The sequence below is a fragment of the Albidovulum salinarum genome (assembly GCF_025673475.1).
Taxonomy (GTDB): Bacteria; Pseudomonadota; Alphaproteobacteria; order Rhodobacterales; family Rhodobacteraceae; genus Albidovulum; species Albidovulum salinarum.
The window spans coordinates 41,532-63,825 of record NZ_JAOVQO010000004.1 but is presented as its reverse complement, the minus strand read 5'-3'; the positions used below and the strand labels follow the sequence as shown (position 1 = coordinate 63,825).

General features: G+C 67.1%; 21 protein-coding genes. 9 read left to right on the top strand and 12 right to left on the bottom strand.

Translation table 11 applies throughout. From position 1 onward, the window contains the following. Positions 1-98 precede the first annotated feature (98 nt). Entirely contained in the window at positions 99-1,421 is a 1,323-nt protein-coding gene (locus OEZ60_RS05160; protein ID WP_263333891.1) for a c-type cytochrome, read from the top strand. A gap of 18 nt (positions 1,422-1,439) precedes the next feature. Here the strand turns inward: OEZ60_RS05160 and OEZ60_RS05155 are convergent, their stop codons facing one another. From OEZ60_RS05155 to OEZ60_RS05135, 5 genes are all read right to left on the bottom strand, one after another. Then, on the bottom strand, positions 1,440-2,453 hold the full coding sequence (locus OEZ60_RS05155; RefSeq protein WP_263333889.1) for an oligopeptide/dipeptide ABC transporter ATP-binding protein: 1,014 nt from the start codon (positions 2,451-2,453) through the stop codon (positions 1,440-1,442). Next, a complete protein-coding gene (locus OEZ60_RS05150) occupies positions 2,450-3,418 on the bottom strand; it encodes an oligopeptide/dipeptide ABC transporter ATP-binding protein (RefSeq protein ID WP_263333887.1) in 969 nt (322 codons plus the stop codon). Before OEZ60_RS05150 ends, OEZ60_RS05155 begins: the two co-directional genes overlap by 4 nt. A 1-nt stretch (position 3,419) precedes the next feature. Continuing rightward, positions 3,420-4,346: an ABC transporter permease subunit gene (locus OEZ60_RS05145; protein WP_263333885.1), complete on the bottom strand. Its 927-nt coding sequence runs from the start codon at positions 4,344-4,346 to the stop codon at positions 3,420-3,422. A gap of 3 nt (positions 4,347-4,349) precedes the next feature. Beyond that, positions 4,350-5,273 carry an oligopeptide ABC transporter permease OppB gene (gene oppB / locus OEZ60_RS05140; protein WP_263333884.1) on the bottom strand — a complete coding sequence of 308 codons (924 nt, stop codon included), beginning with the start codon at positions 5,271-5,273 and terminating at the stop codon, positions 4,350-4,352. Positions 5,274-5,335: 62 nt separating this feature from the next. Next, entirely contained in the window at positions 5,336-6,946 is a 1,611-nt protein-coding gene (locus tag OEZ60_RS05135; RefSeq protein ID WP_263333882.1) for a peptide ABC transporter substrate-binding protein, read from the bottom strand. 335 nt (positions 6,947-7,281) lie between these two features. On the opposite strand from OEZ60_RS05135, the gene OEZ60_RS05130 reads away from it, so the two are divergent. Continuing rightward, complete coding sequence (locus tag OEZ60_RS05130; RefSeq protein WP_263333880.1) at positions 7,282-8,148, top strand: urea carboxylase-associated family protein; 867 nt, start codon at positions 7,282-7,284, stop codon at positions 8,146-8,148. Between the two features lie 86 nt (positions 8,149-8,234). Here the strand turns inward: OEZ60_RS05130 and OEZ60_RS05125 are convergent, their stop codons facing one another. Next, on the bottom strand, positions 8,235-9,554 hold the full coding sequence (locus OEZ60_RS05125; protein WP_263333878.1) for a serine hydroxymethyltransferase: 1,320 nt from the start codon (positions 9,552-9,554) through the stop codon (positions 8,235-8,237). A 97-nt stretch (positions 9,555-9,651) separates the two neighbouring features. Between OEZ60_RS05125 and OEZ60_RS05120 the strand changes: the two genes are divergently transcribed. Next, positions 9,652-10,530 (top strand): LysR substrate-binding domain-containing protein, encoded by an 879-nt coding sequence (locus OEZ60_RS05120; RefSeq protein ID WP_263333877.1) that lies wholly within the window; start codon positions 9,652-9,654, stop codon positions 10,528-10,530. Positions 10,531-10,545: 15 nt separating this feature from the next. Here OEZ60_RS05120 and deoD read toward each other — a convergent pair whose 3' ends face one another. From deoD to OEZ60_RS05090, 6 genes are all read right to left on the bottom strand, one after another. Further along, complete coding sequence (gene deoD / locus OEZ60_RS05115; protein WP_263333875.1) at positions 10,546-11,250, bottom strand: purine-nucleoside phosphorylase; 705 nt, start codon at positions 11,248-11,250, stop codon at positions 10,546-10,548. Positions 11,251-11,492: 242 nt separating this feature from the next. Continuing rightward, a complete protein-coding gene (locus OEZ60_RS05110; RefSeq protein WP_263333873.1) occupies positions 11,493-12,362 on the bottom strand; it encodes a hypothetical protein in 870 nt (289 codons plus the stop codon). A gap of 359 nt (positions 12,363-12,721) precedes the next feature. After that, positions 12,722-13,210: a hypothetical protein gene (locus OEZ60_RS05105; RefSeq protein WP_263333871.1), complete on the bottom strand. Its 489-nt coding sequence runs from the start codon at positions 13,208-13,210 to the stop codon at positions 12,722-12,724. A gap of 91 nt (positions 13,211-13,301) precedes the next feature. After that, complete coding sequence (locus OEZ60_RS05100) at positions 13,302-13,775, bottom strand: hypothetical protein (protein ID WP_263333870.1); 474 nt, start codon at positions 13,773-13,775, stop codon at positions 13,302-13,304. 83 nt (positions 13,776-13,858) lie between these two features. Then, positions 13,859-15,829 carry a methylmalonyl-CoA mutase family protein gene (locus tag OEZ60_RS05095; RefSeq protein WP_263333869.1) on the bottom strand — a complete coding sequence of 657 codons (1,971 nt, stop codon included), beginning with the start codon at positions 15,827-15,829 and terminating at the stop codon, positions 13,859-13,861. Between the two features lie 124 nt (positions 15,830-15,953). Continuing rightward, positions 15,954-16,580 carry a hypothetical protein gene (locus OEZ60_RS05090; protein WP_263333867.1) on the bottom strand — a complete coding sequence of 209 codons (627 nt, stop codon included), beginning with the start codon at positions 16,578-16,580 and terminating at the stop codon, positions 15,954-15,956. A gap of 308 nt (positions 16,581-16,888) precedes the next feature. Here OEZ60_RS05090 and OEZ60_RS05085 point away from each other — a divergent pair, with 308 nt between their 5' ends. From OEZ60_RS05085 to OEZ60_RS05060, 6 genes are all read left to right on the top strand, one after another. Beyond that, entirely contained in the window at positions 16,889-17,647 is a 759-nt protein-coding gene (locus tag OEZ60_RS05085; RefSeq protein WP_263333865.1) for a hypothetical protein, read from the top strand. Positions 17,648-17,692: 45 nt separating this feature from the next. Next, positions 17,693-19,129: a 1-acyl-sn-glycerol-3-phosphate acyltransferase gene (locus OEZ60_RS05080; protein ID WP_317852819.1), complete on the top strand. Its 1,437-nt coding sequence runs from the start codon at positions 17,693-17,695 to the stop codon at positions 19,127-19,129. A 96-nt stretch (positions 19,130-19,225) separates the two neighbouring features. Beyond that, the gene (gene ccrA / locus OEZ60_RS05075) at positions 19,226-20,518 is read left to right on the top strand and encodes a crotonyl-CoA carboxylase/reductase (protein ID WP_263333864.1); all 1,293 of its coding nucleotides are present in this window, start codon (positions 19,226-19,228) and stop codon (positions 20,516-20,518) included. 197 nt (positions 20,519-20,715) lie between these two features. Then, positions 20,716-20,931: a hypothetical protein gene (locus OEZ60_RS05070; RefSeq protein ID WP_263333862.1), complete on the top strand. Its 216-nt coding sequence runs from the start codon at positions 20,716-20,718 to the stop codon at positions 20,929-20,931. Continuing rightward, on the top strand, positions 20,876-21,589 hold the full coding sequence (locus tag OEZ60_RS05065; RefSeq protein ID WP_263333860.1) for a helix-turn-helix transcriptional regulator: 714 nt from the start codon (positions 20,876-20,878) through the stop codon (positions 21,587-21,589). The genes OEZ60_RS05070 and OEZ60_RS05065 overlap by 56 nt, the downstream gene beginning before the upstream one ends. Before the next feature lie 68 nt (positions 21,590-21,657). Continuing rightward, complete coding sequence (locus OEZ60_RS05060; protein ID WP_263333858.1) at positions 21,658-22,290, top strand: acyl-homoserine-lactone synthase; 633 nt, start codon at positions 21,658-21,660, stop codon at positions 22,288-22,290. Positions 22,291-22,294 lie beyond the last annotated feature (4 nt).

The window sequence follows — 22,294 nt, the reverse complement described above, 5'->3', positions numbered from 1 at the left end:
TGGCCCGATCAATGGACCCGAAGGCCTGTCCCGGCCTATAGTGTCGCGGCCCGGCCGGGTGCTGCGCGCATCGGCGGGGCGAACGCCGGGGGGCGGTGATGCCGACGACCGTGGACCGATGGATGCCCGCACGGGCCGCGCTCTGCGCGGCCGCTTTCTGGGGTCTGGCCTCTGGTGTGCAGGCGCAGGAGTTCTTCACGCTCAAAGGTCACGGTGGTCCAGTCATGGGCATCGCGACCGGCACGGACGGGACGATCCTGACCGCGAGTTTCGACAATTCCGTCGGGCTCTGGCACGACGGTGCGCCGCGCTGGCTGGAAGGGCACATGGCGGCCGTCAACACGGTCGCCGATCTCGGCGGCGGGCGCATCGCCTCGGCGGGCGACGACTTCACGGTCCGGGTCTGGGATACAGCGACCGGGGCGGGGCGCGAGCTCGACCGGCACGCGGGAAAGGTCGTGCGGCTCGCGGTGGCGCCGGACGGGCGGCGGATCGCCTCGGCAAGCTGGGACGGCACCGCGCGGATCTGGGATGTCTCGGGCGCGAGCGATCCCGTCGTGATCGACGGGCACCGAAGCAGCGTCACCGATGTCGCTTTCTCGTCCGACGGCGCGCGGCTCTACACCGCCTCGGCGGACGGCACGCTGCGGCTCTGGGACGCGGCGAGCGGCGCCGCGCTCGGCCAGCTCGTTGCGCACGGGTTCGGCATCAACACACTCGTGGTGAACAAGGATGAGACCTGGCTCGCCTACGGTGCGGTCGATGGCGGCACCCGCATCCTGAAGCTGCCCGGGGGCGAGGAACTGGCCGATTTCACGCTCGACCGGCGGCCGATCCTGGCGATGGCCTATCATGCAGGCTCGCAGCGGCTCGCCGCGGGCGATGCGCAGGGCTACATCATGGTCGTGGACACCGCCGCGTGGCGCATCGCCGACGACTTCCGCGCGACGCTGAAAGGTCCGGTCTGGGCGCTGGCCTTCGCGCCGGACGGAACGAACATCCATGCCGGCGGGCTCGACAGCGCGATGTACAGCTGGCCGCTTGACGATCTCGACGGGGTGCGGATCGAGGATTCCGGGCAGAGCTTTCTCACCCCGCCAGAGGAGATGCCGAACGGCGAGCGCCAGTTCCAGCGCAAGTGCTCGATCTGCCACGCGCTCGGCCCCGAGGGCGGGCGCCGCGCCGGGCCGACGCTTCACGGCCTCTTTGGCCGGCCCGCCGGGACGGTCGCGGGCTATGGCTATTCCGCGACGCTTGAAGGCTCCGACATCGTCTGGAGCGATGGCACGATCGACCGGCTCTTCGACCTCGGGCCCGATCGCTTCATCCCCGGATCGAAGATGCCGATGCAGAGGATCGCGGCCCCGGAAGACCGCGCCGACCTGATCGCGTTCCTGAAAGCGGCGACGGCGCCCGACTAGACGCGCCGCGCGCAGTCGTCAGGCCGGTTCCACAGCCCTGCGCGCGCCGATCATCGGGCCGGGGAAGTGGCAGGCCACCCCGTGGTCGCCGAGCGTCAGTTCCGGCACCTTGTCCGCGCAGCGGGCCTCGGCGCGCGGGCAGCGGGTGCGGAAGACGCAGCCCGACGGCGGCGAGAGCGGCGAGGGCAGGTCGCCTTCGAGCGGGATCATCACCTTCGCCCGCTCGGCGACCGGATCGGGGATCGGCACGGCCGAGAGAAGCGCCTGGGTATAGGGGTGCTGCGGCTCGGCATAGAGATCGCGGCTCGTCGCCACCTCCATCTCGCGGCCGAGATAAAGCACCATGACCCGGTCGGAGATATGCTTCACCACCGACAGGTCATGCGCGATGAAGATCATCGCGAGGCCGAGGTCGCGTTGCAGTTCCGCGAGAAGGTTGATCACCTGCGCCTGGATCGAGACGTCGAGGGCCGAGACCGGCTCGTCGCAGATGAGAAGTTTCGGCTCGACGATCAGCGCGCGGGCGATGCCGATCCGCTGGCACTGGCCGCCGGAGAATTCGTGCGGGTAGCGGTTGATCTGGTTCGGGAGAAGCCCCACCCGGTCCATCATCTTCTTGACGCGGGTCTTGACCTCCTCGCGGTCGAGGTCGGGCTTGTGGACCTTGAGCGGCTCGGCGATGATCTGGCCCACGGTCATGCGCGGATTGAGGCTCGCGAGCGGATCCTGGAACACCATCTGGATATCGGCGCGGTATTTCAGCATCTCGCGCCGCGAGAGCGACAGGAGGTCGGTTTTGCCCTGCCAGACCGCCCTGCCGGTCGCCGGCACCATCTGGATCAGCGCGCGGGCGAGCGTGGACTTGCCGCAGCCCGACTCGCCGACGACGCCGAGGGTTTCGCCGGGGAAAAGCTCGAAATTCACGCCCGAGACGGCATGGAGAAGCCGGGGCTTCGTCCAGGGCATGTCGCCCGCGCGTTTCAGTTCGAAGGTGACGCGCAGGTCTTCGACGCGAAGCAGCGGTTCGGTCATGCAAGCTCCTCCAGCGTGCGGTTGCAGGCGCGCCAGCGGTCGGGCGCGAACTCGGTGAGGGCGGCAAGGTGGTCGCGGCAGTCGTCGGCCGCGAAGTCGCAGCGCGGCGCGAAGGGGCAGCCTCTCGGCGCGTTCGTCATGTTGGGCGGGCTGCCGGGGATCGAGTCGAGATCCTCGCCCTCGTGGTCGACCCGCGGGATCGCCCGGAGGAGGCCGCGCGTATAGGGGTGGGTCGGGGTCTGGAACAAGGGATCGACCGGGCTTTGCTCCATCACCTGGCCACCATAGAGCACCAGCACGTCCTCGCAGAACCCTGCCACCACGCCGAGGTCGTGGGTGATGAGGATTGTCGCCATGCCGAAATCGCGCTGGAGATCGGCGAGCAGCGTCATGATCTGCGCCTGCACGGTCACGTCGAGCGCGGTCGTCGGTTCGTCCGCGATCAGCAGTTCCGGCCGGCAAAGGAGCGACATCGCGATCATCACCCGCTGCCGCATCCCGCCCGAAAACTCGTGCGGATAGAGGCCGACGCGGCCCTTGGCGTCGGGAATCTTCACCGCATCGAGCATGTGCACGGCTTCCTGGACCGCTTCGGACTTGCCCATGCCCTTGTGGTGGATCAGCACCTCGGCCATCTGGTCGGCGACCCGCATGTAGGGGTTGAGCGAGGTCATCGGGTCCTGGAAGACCATCGCGATCTTGTTGGCGCGGATCGGGTTGATGACATGGGGCGGCGCGTTCAGGATTTCCCGCCCGTCGAACATCACCGATCCCGTCGCCCGGCCGTTCTTCGCGAGAAGCCCCATGATCGCGAACGAGAGCTGGCTCTTGCCGGAGCCGCTTTCGCCGACGATGCCGAGCGTCTCGCCCTTGTCGAGGGTGAAGTTCACCCCGTTCACCGCGTTCACGGTGCCATCGGGCGTCGCGAAACTGACGCCGAGGTCGCGGACTTCGAGTAGTGCCATGTCAGCGGTCCTTCGGGTCGAGCGCGTCGCGCAGGCCGTCGCCGACGAAGAAGAAGGCGAAGAGCGTGATGATGAAGAAGAAGAGCGGGAAGGCGAGCTGCCAGAGCGTGCCGTAGTTGATCGTGCCCGCGCCCTCGGAGATCAGCGCACCCCAACTTGTGAGCGGTTCCTGCACGCCGAGGCCGAGGAAAGAGATGAAGCTCTCGGTCAGGATCATCAGCGGCACGAGGAGCGTCGCGTAGACCGCAACGACGCCAAGGAGGTTCGGCACGATGTGGCGCCAGATGATGGTGAAGCTCGGAACCCCGGTGGCCTGCGCGGCCTCGATGAATTCCTTGTGCTTGAGGCTGAGCGTCTGGCCACGGACGATCCGGCTCATGTCGAGCCAGGAGATGAGGCCGATGCCGATGAAGAGCATGGCGATCGAACGGCCGAACATCACGAGGAGCAGGATCAGCACGAACATGTAGGGAATCGACATCAGGATATCGACGGTGCGCATCATGATATTGTCGACGCGGCCGCCGACATAGCCCGCCGTGGCGCCGTAGAGGGTGCCGACGACGACCGCGATCAGCGAGCCGACGATGCCGACCATGAGCGAGATCCGCGTGCCCTGTACCGTGCGCGCGAAGAGGTCGCGGCCAAGGTCGTCGGTGCCGAAATAATGGCCGTTCGAGAGCGACGGCCCGCCGAGATCGGCCACCTGGCCCATCACCGTGAAGTCGAGCTCCTCGTTCGACCAGGCGGCGACGTAATTGCCGAAGATCGCGAAGAGGCCGATCAGGAACAGGATGACCAGCCCCACGACGGCGGCCTTGTTGCGCAGGAACCGGTGGCGGGCATCGGCCCAGAGCGAGCGGCCCTTGACCTCTTCGGCCGCGAGCCGGTCGCTCAGGCTCTTCATCTTGATTGTGTCTACGACCATGGCTCAGTACCGGATCTTCGGGTCGATCCAGGCGTAGAGGATGTCGACCACGAGGTTGAAGAGGATGGTGAGCGCGCCGACGAGGATCGTGACCCCCATCATCACCGCGTAGTCGCGGTTGAGCGCGCTGTCGACGAAGGCCTTCCCGATGCCGCCGGTGGAGAAGTAGATGTCCACGACGACCGACCCGGTGATCATCGTCACGAAGGCCGGTCCGAGATAGGAGATCACCGGCAGCATCGCCGGCTTCAGCGCATGGCGCAGGATCACCTTGCGTTCGGGCAGGCCCTTTGCGCGGGCGGTGCGGATGTGATTGGAGTTCAGCACTTCCAGCATCGACGACCGGGTGATCCGCGCGATCGAGGCCATGAATGAGGTCGAGAGCGCGACGACGGGCATGATGATGTATTGCCATTCGCCGCCTTCCCAGCCGCCGCCCGGAAGCCAGCGCAGCCAGAGCGTGAAGACGAGAACGAGGATCGGCGCCATGACGAAGTTCGGCAGCACCTGCGCCCCGATCGAGACGCCGACGGCGAGGTAGTCGAGCCAGGTATTGTGCCGGATCGCGGCGGCGACGCCGAGCGAGACGCCGACGAGGACCGCTAGGGCGAAGGACAGAGAGCCGTAGGTCAGCGTGACCGGGAAGCCCTGCGCGATGATCTCGTTCACGGTACGGTCCTTGTAGATGAAGGACGGGCCGAAATCGAAATGCGCGACGATGCCCCAGACATAGTTCGCCATCTGACGCCAGAGCGGCTGGTCGAGCCCGTACTTGGCCTCGAGATTGGCCAGCACCTGCGGCGGCAGCGCGCGTTCCTGCGTGAACGGGCCGCCGGGCGCGGCGTGCATCAGGAGGAACGAGATGATGATGAGCAACAGAAGCGTCGGCACCGCGATGGCCAGGCGCTTGGCGATATAGGAAAGCATGGGTCCGGATCCCGCCGAAAGGTGAGGGCGCGCCCGGTCAGGACGCGCCCCGGATGCCGCCTTTAGTTGGCGACGCGGTACATGTCCTTGACGTACCAGTTCTGCATCAGGTTGTTGAGGCTCATGCCGCGCATGTCGGGCTTGATCATCTCAACCTCGGTGTACTGGTAGATCGGCGCGAAGGGCATTTCGGCGGCGAGGATCTGCTCGGCCTCCTTGTAGAGCGGGGCCGGGTTCTCGGCCGTCTTGGAGTCCTTCAGCAGCTTGTCGTAGTCCGCAGACAGGAACTTGCCGTTGTTGTGACCGGAGTACGAGGTGAAGAGGTCGAGATAGGTCGAGGCTTCGTTGTAGTCACCGCACCAGGCGTAGCGTGCGATCTCGAAGTCCTGGTTCTGCATCTTGTCGGTGTGAACCTTCCACTCCATGTTGTTGAGCGTGAGGTTGACGCCGATCCCCTTCCAGAACTGCTGCACCGCGATCGCGATCTTCTTGTGCGCTTCCGAGGTGTTGTAGTTCAGCGTCAGGTCGAGCGGGTTGTCCGGGCCGTAGCCGGCCTCGGCGAGAAGCTCCTTCGCCTTGGCGAGACGGTCGGCCTGGCTCCAGGACGCATAGTCGATCTCCGGCATCTCGAAGCCGTCGGTCGAGGCATGGGTCCAGTTGTAGGACGGCGCCTGCCCGCCCTGCAGGACGTTGTTGACGATGATGTCGCGGTCGATGGCGTAGGACAGCGCCTTGCGGACGTTGACATCCTTCAGCGCCTCCGGCCCCTTCGCCTCGTCGAGGTTGAACATGTAGATGTAGGAGCAGGACTGCGGGACCGAATTGGCCTCGTCCGGAAGCTCCGCCTCGAGCCGCGGATACTGGCCGGCCGGGACGTCGGTGCGGTCAAGCTCACCGGCGAGATAGCGCGTGAGCGCCGCGTTCTCGTCGTTGATGGTGAGCGCGGTGGCCTTGGTGATGATGGTCTTGGCGTCGTCCCAGTACATCGGGTTGCGCTCCATCACGACCTTCTCGCCGAGGATGTGCTCCTTCAGCACGTAGGCGCCATTGCCGACCAGATTGCCGGCATCCGTCCACTTGTCGCCATGGGCCTCGACGACCTTCTGGTTGACGGGGAAGGTCGAGGCGTGGGTCAGCATCTTCGGGAAAAACGGGAGCGGCGCGGTGATCTTCACCTCGAGGGTGTGATCGTCCACGGCCTTGACGCCGAGCTCGTCAACCGGCTTCTCGCCGGCGACGACCTCGGAGGCGTTCACGACCTGCATGAGCTCCATGTACCAGGCGTATTCCGAAGCGGTCGCGGGATCCGCGAGGCGCTTCCAGGCATAGACGAAGTCGTTCGCGGTGACCGGATCGCCGTTCGACCACTTGGCGTTGTCGCGCAGGTGGAAGGTGTAAGTTGTCTTGTCGTCGGAAAGCTCGTGGGACGTGGCCACGCCCGGCACGAGACCGCCGACCTGATCCTCGTTGTAGAGGCCTTCGAAGAGCGAGCGCATGATGCCCGCGCCATCGACATCGGTGTTGATCTGCGGATCCATCGACTTGATCGCGTCGAGGACCCGGTAGGTGTATTCCTGGTTCTCTGCGAGGGTGTCGCCGGGCTGGACCTCGGCGGCGAAGGCCGGAAGGGCGAGGCTGAGGCCGAGGGCGGTGGTGAGAAGCAACTTGTTCATCTTGTGAACGCCTCCTGCTGTTGGTCGTTTGTTTTTCTGCGCTTTGCGCGCAAGGTGGCAAAAGCCTAGTCGGCGCGTACAGCCGCACAAGATCAATGCGCCGGTACGAAACAGGTACGTTGCGTCAACTTGCCGGAGCTTCCGGTCACTTCGCCGGAACGGCCCTGCATCCGGTAGGGCGCCGCCCAAGAAATGCCTTGTGTGACCGAACAATAGTAATGCTCAGGCGCCGCACCGGCAAACATTATTGCGCCGCCTCGCCCGGCCGAATCGCGGCTCGACCCGCTTGACCGGAGGCACCGACACGCTCAGGGTCGGCCCGACTGGAGGACCTTATGAAGCCAGAGCACCCCGAGACCACCGCCCCCGAGGACGCCGAAGCCCGCCGCGCCGTCCGCCCGGTGATCTGCTATCCGCCCGACACCTTGCCCGTCCCCGACATGGCGCGCTTTCGCGCCCTGCGTGCCGGGCTCGCGCCCATCGGAGAGGTTTTGGTCCCGCCGCGCGAAGCGGCCTGTTTTCGCGTCCCGGCCGGGCATGTCTTCCGCATCCAGTCGGTGGAGGGGCCGCAGGTCGGCGACCTCAATCTCTGGAACGCGGGCGACCTCTCGGAACGCTTCTATTCCGGCAAGACGCGGGCGCTCCACGGCACGCACCTGTCCACCGGCGACCGCATGTGGTCCTCCTTCCCTCATCTCAGGCCGATGGCGACGATCATCCATGACACGCTCGACTGGTACGGATTCGACGACTTCGGCGGCGCGGTCCATGACGTGATCGGAACGCGCTGTGATCCCTATACTCACAACCTCCTCAGCCACGGCGGCCAGTACCACCATTGCTGCCACTCGAACCTCACCCGCGCGCTGGCCGCCGAGACCGGCCTGTCGCTCCGCGAGGCCGAGGCGCATGTCCACGATGTCCTCAATGTCTTCATGTGCACCGGCTTCACCCGCGATACCGGCCAGTATTTCATGAAGGCCTCGCCCGTGCGCCCCGGCGACTACATCGAGTTCTTCGCCGAGATCGACCTTCTCGGGGCCCTCTCGGCCTGTCCGGGCGGCGACTGCTCGGCCCAGCATTCCTCCGATGCCGCCGCCTGTCATCCGCTCCGGGTGGAGATCCTCCGGCCCGACCCGGCGGCGCTGGCAGGATGGGCCGGGCCAGAGCCCAATGGCTACGACCGCAGCCACGGCCTCTGACTTCATCTTGCCGAAAATATCCCGGGGTCGTCCATTGGTGCGCCATTGGTTCGAGCACCGTTGGATGACGGGCGGCGCCCCGGTCCTTACGTCGTCACATAGTGCAGCCCGGTAAATCCGCGCCGCAACGCCGCCACCTCGCCTGCGAGCGTCGACGGATCATTCGCCCGAAGCCCCGCCGCGATCAGCCGCGCAAGCTCGCCCGCATCGGCCTCGGTCACGCCGCGGCGCACCAGTTCCGGCGTGCCGATCCGGAGCCCGTTCAGGTCGCCCGGCACGTCGGCGAGCGGCAGGCCGATGCCGCAGGCGAGGAACCCGGCCTTCCGCAACAGCTTCGACGCCGCCTGGCCGCCGCCGAAGGCGGCCGCCTCGACCGCGAACTGGTGCGAAGTGGTGTGGCCGCGCGCCGCGGCGAATACCGGCAGCCCCTCCGCGGCAAGAGCTTCGGCCAGCGCCCGCGCGACAGCGATCATCTTCGCCGCATAGGCGGAGCCGAAGTCGCGCCAGTCCAGTAGCGTCAGCGCCAGCGCCGCCACCCTCCCGGCGTCGAAATTCGCGGTCATGCCGGGAAAGGCGATCGCGTCGAGCCGCTCGGCGATCTCCGCAGCGTTCGTCACGATCAGCCCTCCCGCCGGGCCGCCGAGGCTCTTGTAGGTCGACATCGTCATCAGATGCGCGCCCTCCGCGAGCGGGTTCTTCCAGGCGCGGCCGGCGATGATCCCGCATTGATGCGCGGCATCGAACATGACCTTCGCGCCGACCTCGTCGGCGATGGCGCGAACCTCGGCCACGGGATGCTCGAAGAGGTTGAGCGAGCCGCCCACCGTGATGAGCTTTGGCTTCACCTGCCGCGCCAGCGCGCGGAGCCCGTCGAGATCGAGCGTGTAGCCGTCCGCGTCGACCGGCGCGGCATGGGTGACGAGACCGTAGAGCCCGGCGCAGCCGGCACCGTGATGGGTGACATGTCCACCGACGGACGCGGGCGGCGCGATGATCGCGTCGCCGGGCTTCGTCAGCGCCATGAAGCCGTAGAGGTTGGCCATCGCGCCCGAGAACACCCGGATCTCGGCGTAGCGCGCTCCGAAGACCTCGGCGGCAAGCTCGGCGCAGATGACCTCGATCTCCTCGATCGCCTCCAGCCCCATCTCGTACTTGTCGCCGGGATAGCCGAGCGAGGGGCGGGTGCCGAGCCCCCGCGCCAGCACCGCCTCGGCGGCCGGGTTCATGACATTGGTCGCGGGGTTGAGGTTGAAGCAGTCGCGGTCGTGGATCTCGGTATTGCGCGCGATCAGCCCGTCGATCCGGGCCGCGACCTCGGCCGACGGCGCGGCGGTCGCCTCGGCATGGCGCTGGATCAGCGCCTCGCAGGCGGCGGGAACCCAGGGTCGATGGGCGAGATGGGCCATGATGTGTCTCCTTGTGACTGAAGCCAGTCGAGCAGAGCGGCCTTGCCCGCGCAAACCAGATTTGCGAGAATTTAGGCGTAGATAAAATGAGTCTCAGATGCCGGTCGCGCCGCCCCGCCCGAACGCCCCGCCGCTCAACGCGCTCCGCGCCTTCGAGGCGGCGGCACGGCTCGGCGGCTTCGCGGCGGCGGCCGAGGAACTGGGCGTCACGCCGGGTGCGGTCGCCGCCCATGTGAAGGCGCTGGAGGACGGGCTTGGCGCGGCGCTCTTCGAACGCCATGCGAAGGGCGTGCGGCTCTCGGCACTTGGGCACCGGGTGCTGCCGGAGTTCACCGAGGCTTTCGACCGTCTCGGCCTCGCGGTGCAGGCGCTCCGGGCCGAGGCGGCGCCAGGCACCGTCCATATCGCGACCCTGCCGGCGATCGCGCAGCTCTGGCTCTCGCCGCGGCTGCCGGCGCTCCGCGCCGCGGCGCCCGCGATCACCATCTCCATCACCGCGATGGAGGAGCCGCCGGACCTGAAGCGCGCGCCCTTCGACCTCAACCTTTTCTACCGGCCCGAGGGCGAGGGCAGGGTGCTCGCGCCCGACGAGATCTTCCCGGTCTGCGCCCCGTCGCTGGCCGCGCGGCTCGCCCGGCCGGAAGACCTCGCCGATGTGCCGTGCCTCACCGACAGCGTATGGGCGGAGGACTGGCGCATCTGGGCTGAGGCCGCCTTGCCCGGGGCGGGTTTCGCGCCGGAGGGGCCGGTATTCTCGCTCTATGCGCTGGCGGTCGAGGAGGCCGTGAACGGCGCGGGCGTTCTCATGGGGCACGGCGCGCTGGTGGCGCGGCATCTGGAAAGCGGGGCGCTCGTCGCACCGTTCGGGCCGCGGCTGCGGCTTGGGCGCGACCTTTCCCTCTGGTCCGCGCGGCCGCATCGACCCGGCAGCCCGGCGGCGCGGGTGGCCGACTGGCTGGCGCGGCCCGGTGGCTGACGCCCCGCCGCCGGTTCAGCCGAAGGCCGCCCCGAGCGCGATCTCGACCATGTCGCCGAAGCTGCGTTCCCGGTCTTCGGAGGGCAGCGCCTCATGGGTGAGGAGGTGGTCCGACACCGTGAGCACCGCAAGCGCGCGGGCGCCGTGTCGCGCGGCGACGGTGTAGAGCTCGGCCGCCTCCATCTCGACGGCGAGCACGCCGTGGCGGGCCAGCATCTCGGTCAGGTCGGGGCGTTCGTCGTAGAAGACGTCGGCCGAATAGATGCCGCCGACATGGATGCGCGTCCCCTTCGCCCGCGCCGCCGCGACGGCGCGTTCGAGAAGGCCGAAATCGGCCGCGGGCGCGAACTGCATCTCCTTGAAGAAGCCGCGCGAGGGGGTGGAGATGGTCGAGGCGGTCATCGCGATCACCACGTCGCGCAGCTTCACCGTGTCGAGCATCGCCCCGGCCGAGCCGATCCGGATCAGCGTCTTCGCGCCATATTCCCTAATGAGTTCGTTGGCATAGATCGACAGCGACGGCATCCCCATGCCGGAGCCCTGGATCGTCACCCGGTGGCCGTTCCAGGTGCCGGTGAAGCCCAGCATGCCGCGCACCTGGTTGACGCAGACGGCGTCCTTGAGGAACGTCTCGGCCGCCCATTTCGCCCGGTAGGGGTCGCCCGGCATCAGGACGGTTTCGGCGATCTCGCCGGATTTCGCGCCGATATGGATGGTCATGGAGCCCTCGCCGGTTTGGTGCCCGCGAAGTATAGGCTCGGGTTGCGGGAAGGTTAATGGGTCTTGCGCGCTGGGGCGCGGAGAAGCCGGTATGGCGCTGCATCGGTTGATAAATTTGCGTATGCTTCGCGTACGGGACGTGTCGGCAAAGCGTATGGCATCCGTCCTGACATATGGTTCATCAAATGCGCGCGTTTGGCGAAGGATAAAAGCGTCCCGGCTCCGTCGGCCAGATCGACCTTTCAATCGACGCAGGGATAGGGAGGCATGCGGGGAATTCCACTTGCCCCACTGCCGGGCCTTCGCGTCTGGCATGCCAAGGTGATGAGCGCATCGAAGTCCTCGCTTTGCCCAAGCGCGTAGGACACGAAAGCCGCGATGGCCCGGCCTTCCCGCTCGGCTTGCTCGCGGGCGGGCTCCTGCTCGCTCTCCCACACAGACCAGACCGCGACAAGATGCTTCTCGACTGGAAGCGCGGCCAGGCAATGCTTTGTGGTCGAGCTGCCATCCTGCCTACAGTCGATTGAGACTTGGCCCCGGACCAGTGACATCGCCAGAAGGCTGTCAGACAAGCGCCCGCCGCCGGCACTCCCATGATACCTAAAGGACTCCGCGAAGCGCCGGTCATCGGCGAGGTGAAAGTCTCTGGGCAGAGCCTGCGTCAAAGGCGCCCACGGATCACGGCAGACCGATCTTGCCCACAGCCGGGTCAGTTGATCGCACAATTTGCTCCATTGCTCGTAAAACTCGTCGTTCAAGCTGTAGGGCCTGACCCAGATACGTATGTCGTCGAGCGAAGGCGCGCTACCCGGGCTCGAAGTGGCCGCCCGGAACTCGTCCCGACGCCTGATCCATTCCTCTTTCGCGCCTTTTCGGTTCAAGGAAAAGTACGCGCCCATCGAGACTTGATCTGGTAGCGCAACATGGGGGACAACGAGGGGCACGTCGCCGACGACAAGGTGTGCGTCCCGGGCAAGGGCTCTGATTTCAGCGTTCGAGGGGGCGGTTCTGGCGTTCTGGCCGCCCAATACCTGAGACAAGACGAGGCCGGTGACGATCACGACGGCGGCGATCTTCGCTGCCAGCCGGGCCGGTCGCGCTGATAGCTGCACCGCCTCACCTCCAATGCGTTTCCACGGCTCCCCTTCGGGGGGCTGCGCGTATGTCGCGATCAAATGCCTGTCGTCGCAATTCCTGTGCGGGGCTCAAGGCAGCGCCTCGCGCAGGTCTCGACCTTTCCCTCACTCTGCCGCGACCTGCTTCGGTTCGGCAAGCGCCATGAAGTGGAACACGGTCCGCTTCTGCGCGAATCCTTCGGGGCTTGGACCCGCCTCACGCCCGTAGCGCGAAGCCGGGTGGCATCAGGATCCTTTCGGCGGTCCCGCCAGGCCCGGCGCCGACAGGGAGGGGCATGTCCGGTCTCGTCGATGGAGCGCGCCAGCCGGCCGGGGCCGCGCGGGCGGGGCGGGGGTCAGACGCTCCTGGCTTGCGCGAGGTAGCGCCGGAGCGGTGCGAGGCTATCCGGATCGCCGGCAAGTTCGGCCCGTGCGTGGTCGATGATCGCCACCTCGTGCGCGACGAGCAGGTCGGCGTGGTGCCTGAGGGCTTCGGGCGCGCCGGCGCGGACCACCTCGAACTCCGTGACATAGGCGCCGTAGTCGTCGCGCATGTCGGTGAGGAGGTCGTGCCAGCTCTGGCCCGCGAGCTCTTGTGCCTCGGCGCGGCCTTCTTCGAGAAGCGCCGAACGGTCCGCGGGGCGCACATCCGCGGCTTCGAGCAGCGGCTCGAGCGCCCGCGCCGTCGCCCGCTCCATTTCCGCCATGAGCGTGAGGGCGTCGCGGGCGCGGCCCGATTGCATCGCGGCGAGTGCTGCGAAATAGGCTTCGCCCGACACCTCTTCTTCGTAGGCGGACAGCAGCGCTGCCGCATAGTCGGGAAACGCGCGGGCTTGCAGGGTCATGTGGTCCTCCGGCTCGTGACCCGCTCACTCTGCCGCGTCCGGTCTCGGTTCGGCAAGCGTCACGATGCCGGGCGTGGTCCGGTTCGGGGGGCTATTCGGCGCCGCCCACCCGGTTCCAGCGCCCCTCGTCCCAGGTCAGCGCGACGACGCAGCGGTTGAGATTGGTCCCGCCGCATTCGGAGCCGTGGATCTGCGCCAGAAGCACCGGGCCGGTGTTCATCAAGGCGAGATCCCAGCCCTTGTTGAGGAGCGTCATGACGCTGTCGCCGACCTTGAAGGTCGTGGTGCAGCCGCCGGTGCCGCAAAAGAGGCTCGCCGCCGTCGAGCAACTGAGCAGGTATTCGTCGAGCGCCCAGTCGGGTTTGAAGTCACCGTCGAGATCGGGCCGCGACACCGCGCCCCAGTCGACCGAGAGCACGCCGTTGTCGAAGCCGGCGCAGTCGGCGCGCGCGGCCTCGATCCGGTCGCGGAATTCGGGCGGCAGGTCGGCGAGGTCCTGCGCGGTGGCGGGAAGGGCGCTGACAAGCGCGGCGAGGCAGGCAGCAGGGGCGGAAAACGAGCGCATGGAAACCTCCGGATCAATGCGGTCGTTTTCCGTCAGGTCAGGGCAGAAGGCAATCCCCGCGTCGCGTCAGGCCGGGCTCGGCGTCACTCCGCCGCGACCGCCTTCGGTTCGGCCAGCGCCACGATGTCGAACATGATCCGGTTCAGCTCGAAGTCCTTCGGCGTATAGACCCGCGCCACGCCCATCTCGCGGAGCCGCGCGGCATCCTCCTCGGGGATGATCCCGCCGACCACGACCGGGACATGCGCGAGACCCGCCGCGCGCATCCGCTCCATCACCTCGGCCATCAGCGGCAGGTGCGAGCCCGAGAGCACTGACAGGCCGACCACATGCGCCTCGGCCTCGGCCGCCGCCGCGACGATCTCGGCGGGGGTGAGGCGGATGCCCTCGTAGCTGATGTCCATGCCGCAGTCGCGCGCCCGAGCCGCGATCTGCTCGGCGCCGTTCGAATGGCCGTCGAGCCCCGGCTTGCCGACGAGGAACTTGAGCCGCCGCCCGAGCCGCTTCGAGACGGTTTCCACCGCGTCGCGGATCTCGTCGAGCCCCTCGGTGCGGTTCGACGGGTTCTTCGAGACGCCGGTCGGGCCGCGGTATTCGCCGTGGACCTGGCGCATCACGCCGGCCCATTCGCCGGTGGTGACGCCGGCTTTCGCGCAGGCGACCGAGGCGGGCATGACGTTTTTCCCCGCAGTCGCTGCGGCGCGGAGCGCGGCCAGCGCTGCGGCCACCGCGCCCGCGTCGCGCGCAGCGCGCCAGTCGTTCAGACGCGCCACCTGGTCGACCTCGACCGCGGGATCGACCGTCAGGATTGCGCCGTCGCCGGCCGTCAGCGGCGAGGCCTCGCCCTCGCGCCAGCGGTTGACGCCGACGACCACGGTCTCGCCCGCCTCGATCCGGCTGAGACGGGCGGCATTCGACTCCACCAGCCGCGACTTCATGTATTCGATCGCCGCGATCGCGCCGCCCATGCCGTCGAGCGTCTTCAGCTCGTCGCGCGCGCCGGCCTTCAGCGCCTCGACCTTCGCGGTGATCGCCGGGTTGCCGTCGAAGAGGTCGCCGTATTCGAGAAGGTCGGTCTCGTAGGCGAGGATCTGCTGCATCCGCAACGACCATTGCTGGTCCCAGGGGCGGGGCAGGCCGAGCGCCTCGTTCCAGGCGGGAAGCTGCACCGCGCGGGCGCGGGCGTTCTTCGAGAGCGTCACCGCGAGCATTTCGAGGAGGATGCGGTAGACGTTGTTCTCCGGCTGCTGCTCGGTGAGGCCGAGCGAGTTCACCTGCACGCCGTAGCGGAAGCGGCGATATTTCTCCTCCGCGATGCCGTAGCGCTCGAGGCAGATCTCGTCCCAGAGCTCGGTGAAGGCGCGCATCTTGCACAGCTCGGTGACGAAGCGGATGCCGGCGTTGACGAAGAACGAGATGCGGCCGACCATCGCCGGGAAGGCTTCGTACGCCACCTTGCCCTTGAGATCGTCGAGCACCGCGATGCCGGTCGCAAGCGCGAAGGCCAGCTCCTGCTCCGGCGTGGCACCCGCTTCCTGCAGGTGATAGGAGCAGACGTTCATCGGGTTCCACTTCGGCAGGTGCTCCGCCGTGTAGGCCGCGACATCGGTGATCATCTTCAAGGATGGCTTCGGCGGGCAGATGTAGGTGCCGCGCGAGAGGTATTCCTTGATGATGTCGTTCTGCACCGTGCCCTGCAGCGCGGCGACATCCGCCCCCTGCTCCTCGGCCACCGCGATATAAAGCGCAAGCAGCCACGGCGCGGTGGCGTTGATCGTCATCGAGGTGTTCATCTGGTCAAGGGGAATGTCCTCGAACAGGGTCCGCATGTCGCCGAGGTGGCAGACCGGCACGCCGACCTTGCCGACCTCGCCCTTCGCCAGCTCGTGGTCGCTGTCGTAGCCGGTCTGGGTCGGCAGGTCGAAGGCGACCGAGAGCCCGGTCTGGCCCTTGGCGAGATTCGCCCGGTAGAGCGCGTTCGACTTTTCCGCCGTCGAATGGCCGGCATAGGTGCGGAACAGCCAGGGCCGGTCGCGCTCGGGTTGGTCGGACATGGGCGTCACCTCGCGGGGTAATATAGTTCTTCGCCCGGCAACCTATGCGGAATAAAGTTGCGCGTCCAGATGCTGCAGTGCAAAAAAATCGGGCCGGAAAATGCTGCACCGGCCCAATCGGGGCTCAGTTCACCGCGAAGCAGTAGAGAAGCCCGTCGCCGCCGGTGCCGCGCAGCGCGTCGAGGCCGCAGCCGCCGCGCGAGGAATGCGACGAGTTCCACGACTTCGCCGCGTCCGAATCGTCGAGCCCCATCCGGTCGTGGTGCCCGACCATCCCGGCGGCGTCCTCGGCGTCCGAGGTCCAGTCGGCGCAGGTCATGCCCTCGGCGACCGTGCCGTCGGGCATCGAACCGGTGAGGATGTCGTGCCGGTTCGGCTCGTCGCCGCGGCCGTTCACCACCGCGCCGGTCTCGTCGAGCCCGGTCTCCTTGGTGAGGTTGTTGGCGGCGCTGTGAAGCTCGTCGACGCTCGCGGCGATGGTGACGCCGGCGGCGTTGACCCAGGGGCCCGCGCCAATCCGGTCGCGGGCGTTCTCGGCGCTCGTGGAGAGATAGGCGTGCCAGGTCTTGCCGGTCACGCCGGCCGCCTCGGCGAGTGCGGCGCAATGAGCGTCCGCCCCCTCGATCCCGCCGAAATTGCCGCCGGTGCCGGGGTTCTGGCTGGTCACGAAGAAACTCATCGTGCCGTCCTGCGCAAAGGCCGCCGACGCGGCAAGCGTGATGGCGATGCCGCCCGCTGTCTTTAAGAACATTCTGAATACCTCCCGTTGTCCCGCTCAAATATCGGCAAGAGCCAGAACGCTACCACGGTTCAGCGGCCCGGTCCCTCACGCATGCGTGATGGGGGGCGAGCCGGTGCTGCCGACGACCGGTGCGCCGCGATTGCCGGTTCGGTCGCACCGGTGTCGACGTACGCCCGGCCCGCGTGCGGAAACGCTTCCTTTCTATGGGCTTGCGGCTAAGCTCCTCTTGCGGAGCGGCGTGGATCCTCGCGCCGCGCGGGGAGGGCGACGGGGTGTTCAACCTTTTGGAACTGATGGCAAAGAGCCAAATCTTGTTCATGGTCATACTGACCGTATTTCTTGTGACGATGAACGAGTTCGGCAGGCGGGTCGGCAACCGCCAGCGCACGAGCGAAGCCGCAGGCGATGACACGACCGGCCTGGTCATCGGCAGCGTTCTCGGCCTGCTGGCCTTCGTTCTGGCCTTCAACCTTTCGGCGGCGACGTCGCGCAACGCGGACCGGCTCGCATCCGCGATGGGCGAGGCCAACGCGATCGGCACCGCCTGGCTTCAGGCGAAGGCGATTGGCGGGGCGGACGGGGAGGCCGTGGCGTCGGCGCTTGGCGATTATCTCGGGGCACGGCTGATCTTTGCGGGGTCGCGCAGGCACGATCCGGCCATCGATGAGGCAGACGCCCGCACCAACGAGCTTCAGACGGTGATCTGGGACCATGTGAGCACCATCGTCGCGGAGCGGAAGGACCCCGCGGCGGCCTCGCTCATGAATGCGGTCAACAACACGTTCGATGCGACAACCGAGATGCGGTTCGCGATGGGATTCATCATGCCGCCCCAGCTCGTCTGGCTGCTTCTGGGCATGAACCTCGTCGGCATGGGCGCGGTCGGTTACAAGTTCGGACTTGCCGGTCGCTCCAACCGGCTCGTTGCGGTGTCGCTCAGCATTCTCTGGTGTGTCGTCACCACCGAGATCATCGATCTCGGCTCGGGCCGCATCTGGTCTTTCCGCACCGATGTCCGCACGTATATATGGGCGCTCGAAAGTATCGGCCAGAAACCGACGGACCTGCCGGGCTGATGGCGCCGGCGCGGCGGAGCCGGACCGAAAGGCATGAACGGCATGATGGCGACCGTTGAAATTCCGATCTGGCTGCTGGTCGTGGTTCTCGTGTTCGCGTCCATGTCGTTCTTCTCGCATTTCCTCGTTCCGTCCGTTCGCTGGTTCTTCCGCAAACGGATGGAACGGGTGGTGGCGCGGCTGAACGCGAAGCTCGACCGGCCGATCCAGCCCTTCAAGCTGATGGCGCGGCCCGACATGATCGTGCGGCTCGTCCACGATCCCCAGGTCGCCGAGGCGATCGCCGCCGAGGCCGCCCTGACCGGCGAGCCGGAGACCGTCGTCCACCAGCGTGCCCGCCGCTATGCGCGCGAGATCGTTCCGGCCTTCTCGGCCACGGTCTATTTCGGTTTCGCCGCGCGGGCGACGAAATGGCTCGCCCGGCTCGTCTACCGTGTCCACATCGGCCGGTTCGACGAGGGCGCGTTCGGCGCGATCGACAAGAAGGCGACGGTGGTCTTCGTGATGAACCACCGCTCGAACATGGATTACATCCTCGTCACCCATCTCGCGGCGAGCCGCTCGGCGCTGTCCTACGCGGTCGGGGAATGGGCGCGGATCTGGCCCTTATCCGGGCTGATCCGGGCTTCGGGCGCCTATTTCATCCGCCGCCGCTCGGGCAACCTGCTCTACCGTCGGGTGCTCGCCCGCTATGTGCAGATGGCAACGGCCGAGGGCGTGACCCAGGCGATCTTCCCCGAGGGCGGGCTCAGCCTCGACGGGCGCGTCGGGAGGCCGAAGCTCGGCCTGCTCGGTTACATCGTCTCGGGCTATGAGGAGGGCGGGCCGGATGTGGTCTTCGTGCCGGTCTCGCTCGCCTATGACCGGATCATCGAGGACCGCGTGCTGGTCGCCGCCCATGCCGCCGGCGTGCGCCGGTTCCGTGGCTCGGTCTGGTCGGGCGCGCAGTTTGTCGGCCGCCAGCTCCGGCGCATGCTGACCCGGCGGTTCCGCAAATACGGCATCGCCTCCGTCAGCTTCGGCGCGCCCCTGTCGCTGGCCGAGTTCCTGAAGGCGCCGCACGAGGACGCCACCGCCGAGATCGCCGAGGCGCTGATGGCGCGGATTGCCCGCAACATCCCGGTGCTGCCGGTGCCGCTCGTTACCGCGGCGCTTGGCGAGGAGACCGAGATCGCCCGGGACGCGCTTATGCACCGCGCCGAGGCGCTCGCGGCCGAATTGCGCGCCATCGACGTCCATCTCGAGCTTCCGGACGGCTCGGTGCCCAAGGCCGTCGAGACCGCGCTGGCGATCCTTTCGCTGCGCAAGATCGTCCGCAGTGCCAAGGGCAGGGTCACCGTGCTGCCGAAGGACCGCGCGCTCATCGGCTTCTACGCCGCCCCGGTCCGACAGCATCTTGCTGCAAGTGCGGCATCGGAAATGGGCGACTTTCGCCCATCGGCCCGGATTCGAAATCGGTCGGGACATAAAATTACAAAATAGGGCTGCGCGACTATTGCAATGTTGCTGCGCCAATCATATTCCATGACGTGAGCACGCGTTGATTCTGCAATGCGGCGAGAGCATCAGGAGAGGTAGATGGCCTTGGATACGCAGACCGAAATCGCGCCCTACGACGCGCCCGAAAAAGACCTCTACGAGATCGGAGAGATGCCGCCGCTCGGCCATGTGCCGAAGCAGATGTACGCCTGGGCGATCCGCCGCGAGCGTCACGGCGAGCCTGAAACCGCGATGCAGGTCGAGGTGGTCGATACCTGGAAGCTGGACAGCAACGAGGTGCTGGTTCTGGTGATGGCCGCCGGCGTCAACTACAACGGCGTCTGGGCGAGCCGCGGTGAGCCGATCAGCCCCTTTGACGTCCACAAGCAGGACTACCACATCGCCGGATCGGATGCCTCGGGCATCGTCTGGGCCGTGGGCGAGAAGGTCAAGCGCTGGAAGGTCGGCGACGAGGTCGTGGTGCATTGCAACCAGGACGATGGCGACGACGAATACTGCAATGGTGGCGACCCGATGTATTCGCCCAGTCAGCGGATCTGGGGCTACGAGACCGGCGACGGGTCGTTTGCACAATTCGCCCGTGTGCAGGCGCAGCAACTGATGCCGCGGCCGAAGCACCTGACCTGGGAAGAGGCCGCCTGCTACACGCTGACGCTGGCCACGGCCTACCGGATGCTCTTCGGCCATGCGCCGCACGATCTGCAGCCGGGCCAGAACGTGCTGGTCTGGGGGGCTTCTGGCGGTCTGGGCTCCTACGCGATCCAGCTCATCAACACCGCGGGCGGCAACGCGATCGGGGTGATCAGCGACGAATCCAAGCGCGACTTCGTCATGGGGCTGGGCGCCAAAGGCGTTATCAACCGCAACGATTTCAAGTGCTGGGGCCAGCTGCCCAAGGTCAACAGCGAGGAATATAATGCCTGGCTGAAAGAGGCGCGCAAGTTCGGCAAGGCGATCTGGGACATCACCGGCAAGGGCGTCAATGTCGACATGGTGTTCGAGCATCCCGGCGAGGCGACCTTCCCGGTCTCGTCGCTGGTGTGCAAGAAGGGCGGCATGGTCGTGATCTGCGCCGGCACCACGGGCTTCAACTGCACCTTCGACGTGCGCTACATGTGGATGCACCAGAAGCGCCTGCAGGGCTCGCATTTCGCGCATCTGGCGCAAGCCTCTGCCGCGAACAAGCTGATGCTCGAGCGCCGGCTCGATCCCTGCATGTCCGAGGTCTTCCCCTGGGCCGAGATCCCGGCCGCGCATATGAAGATGCGCCGCAACGAGCACAAGCCGGGCAACATGGCGGTGCTGGTCCAGGCGCCGCGGACGGGCCTGCGCACCTTCGAGGACGCGCTCGAGGCCGGCCGCAAGGCCTGAGCCCGGCGCAAGACGTGATCCGCGCCCGCGCCGTGACACCACGGCGCGGGCGTTTCCGATTCGTCCCAAGCGAAATCAACGGGTTGCCCGAATCACCCCCGTCAATATCGGGGAGTTGATCGTAAGGATTCGATAAGGAAGACTCTGCATGCTGTGGTTGAGTGTCCGTCAGTAAATCCGCTTGCGCGAGAGTGAAAATGCAATACGAATGGATCCTAGACGTGCTGACCGATCTCAAGGCCTTCGCCAAGGGCAACGGGTTGTCGGCCCTGGCCGAGCAGCTTGACGACGCATCGCTTGTGGCAGCCGCCGAGATCGCTCAGGTCGCGGGCAACATGGCCGGAGGCGTGGCTCTGGATGCAAACAAGGCTGGCAGGCGGTATTGCGGCGCTTCAGCAAGCGACAACGCTTGAGGAGCTGCGCGCCGCCGTCAGCGGCCTGCGCGACCAGTACGAGGTCGAGCATTTCGTCTACCACTCGGTCAATTCGACCGGCCAGCAATACGCGGTCCTGACCTACGCGGCCGATTGGGTCGCCCGCTACATCGAGCAGGACTACGCCCGCATCGACCCGGTGGTCCAGGGCTGTTTCCGCCGCTTTCACCCCGTCGACTGGAAGCTTCTCGACTGGTCGGGGCGCCCGGCCCGCGCCTTCCTCTCCGAGGCGATCGACGCGGGCGTTGGCAACCAGGGCTTCTCGGTGCCGATCCGCGGCCCGAACGGCCAGTTCGCCATGTTCACGGTTTCCGACCGCTCCGGCGATGCCCGCTGGCGAAACTTCACCGCCGAACATGTCGCGGACCTGATCCTCATCGCGCATTTCATCAACCTGAAGGCGCTCGAAATCGAACGCGGGACCGACTACCGCGCCCTGCACAGCCTCAGCCCGCGCGAGGTCGACGCCCTGACCAAGCTCGCGATGGGGCTGAACCGCGCCCAGGCCGCCGACAGCCTCGCGATCTCGGAACATACCTTGCGCGCCTATGTCGAGAGCGCGCGGTTCAAGCTCGGCGCGGCCAACACCACCCAGGCGGTGGCGCGGGCGATCGCCGAGGGCTTCGTGCTGATCTGAGATCCGTCCGGCTAGGCCGGTATTAACCAAGCTTCGCTAAGCCGTTCTCCATCTTGATGGAGGGCAGAATGCTACGATTCCTGACTGGCGAAGAACTTACCGACTATCCGCTCCTGCGCGACACGATGTTTGCAGACCGCGCGAAACAGTTCCGGGAACGGCTCGGCTGGGCCGTGCGCGTGGACGCCCAGGGCTTCGAGCGGGACGAATACGACGCGCTGAACCCGACCTACGTGCTCTGGCAAAGGCCGGACGGCCGCCACGGCGGCTCGATGCGGTTCATGCCGACGCTCGGCCGCTGCATGGTGAACGAGCATTTCTCGGCCCTCGCGGGCGGGCGGCGCTTCGCGCATCCGAAGGTCTGGGAATGCACCCGCTTCTGTCTGGGAGAACAGGCGCCGGCGATGGTGTCGGCCGCGCTGATGCTCGGCGGCGCGCAGCTCGGCGTCGGGCTCGGCCTCTCGCGCGCGGTCGGCGTCTTCGACGCGCGCATGGTCCGCATCTACCGCCTGCTCGGCTGGCAGCCGACGGTGCTCGGCTCGACGGGCGAGGGGTCGGACGCGATCAGCCTCGGCCTGTGGGAGTTCTCCGAGGAGGTCCGCCGCCGGGTGGCGCGCAAGGCCGGCATCGCGCCGGAGCTGGCGCAGGCCTGGTTCGAGCGCGACACCGATGGCCGCAGGGCGCTGCCGGCCGCGGTCTAAACCT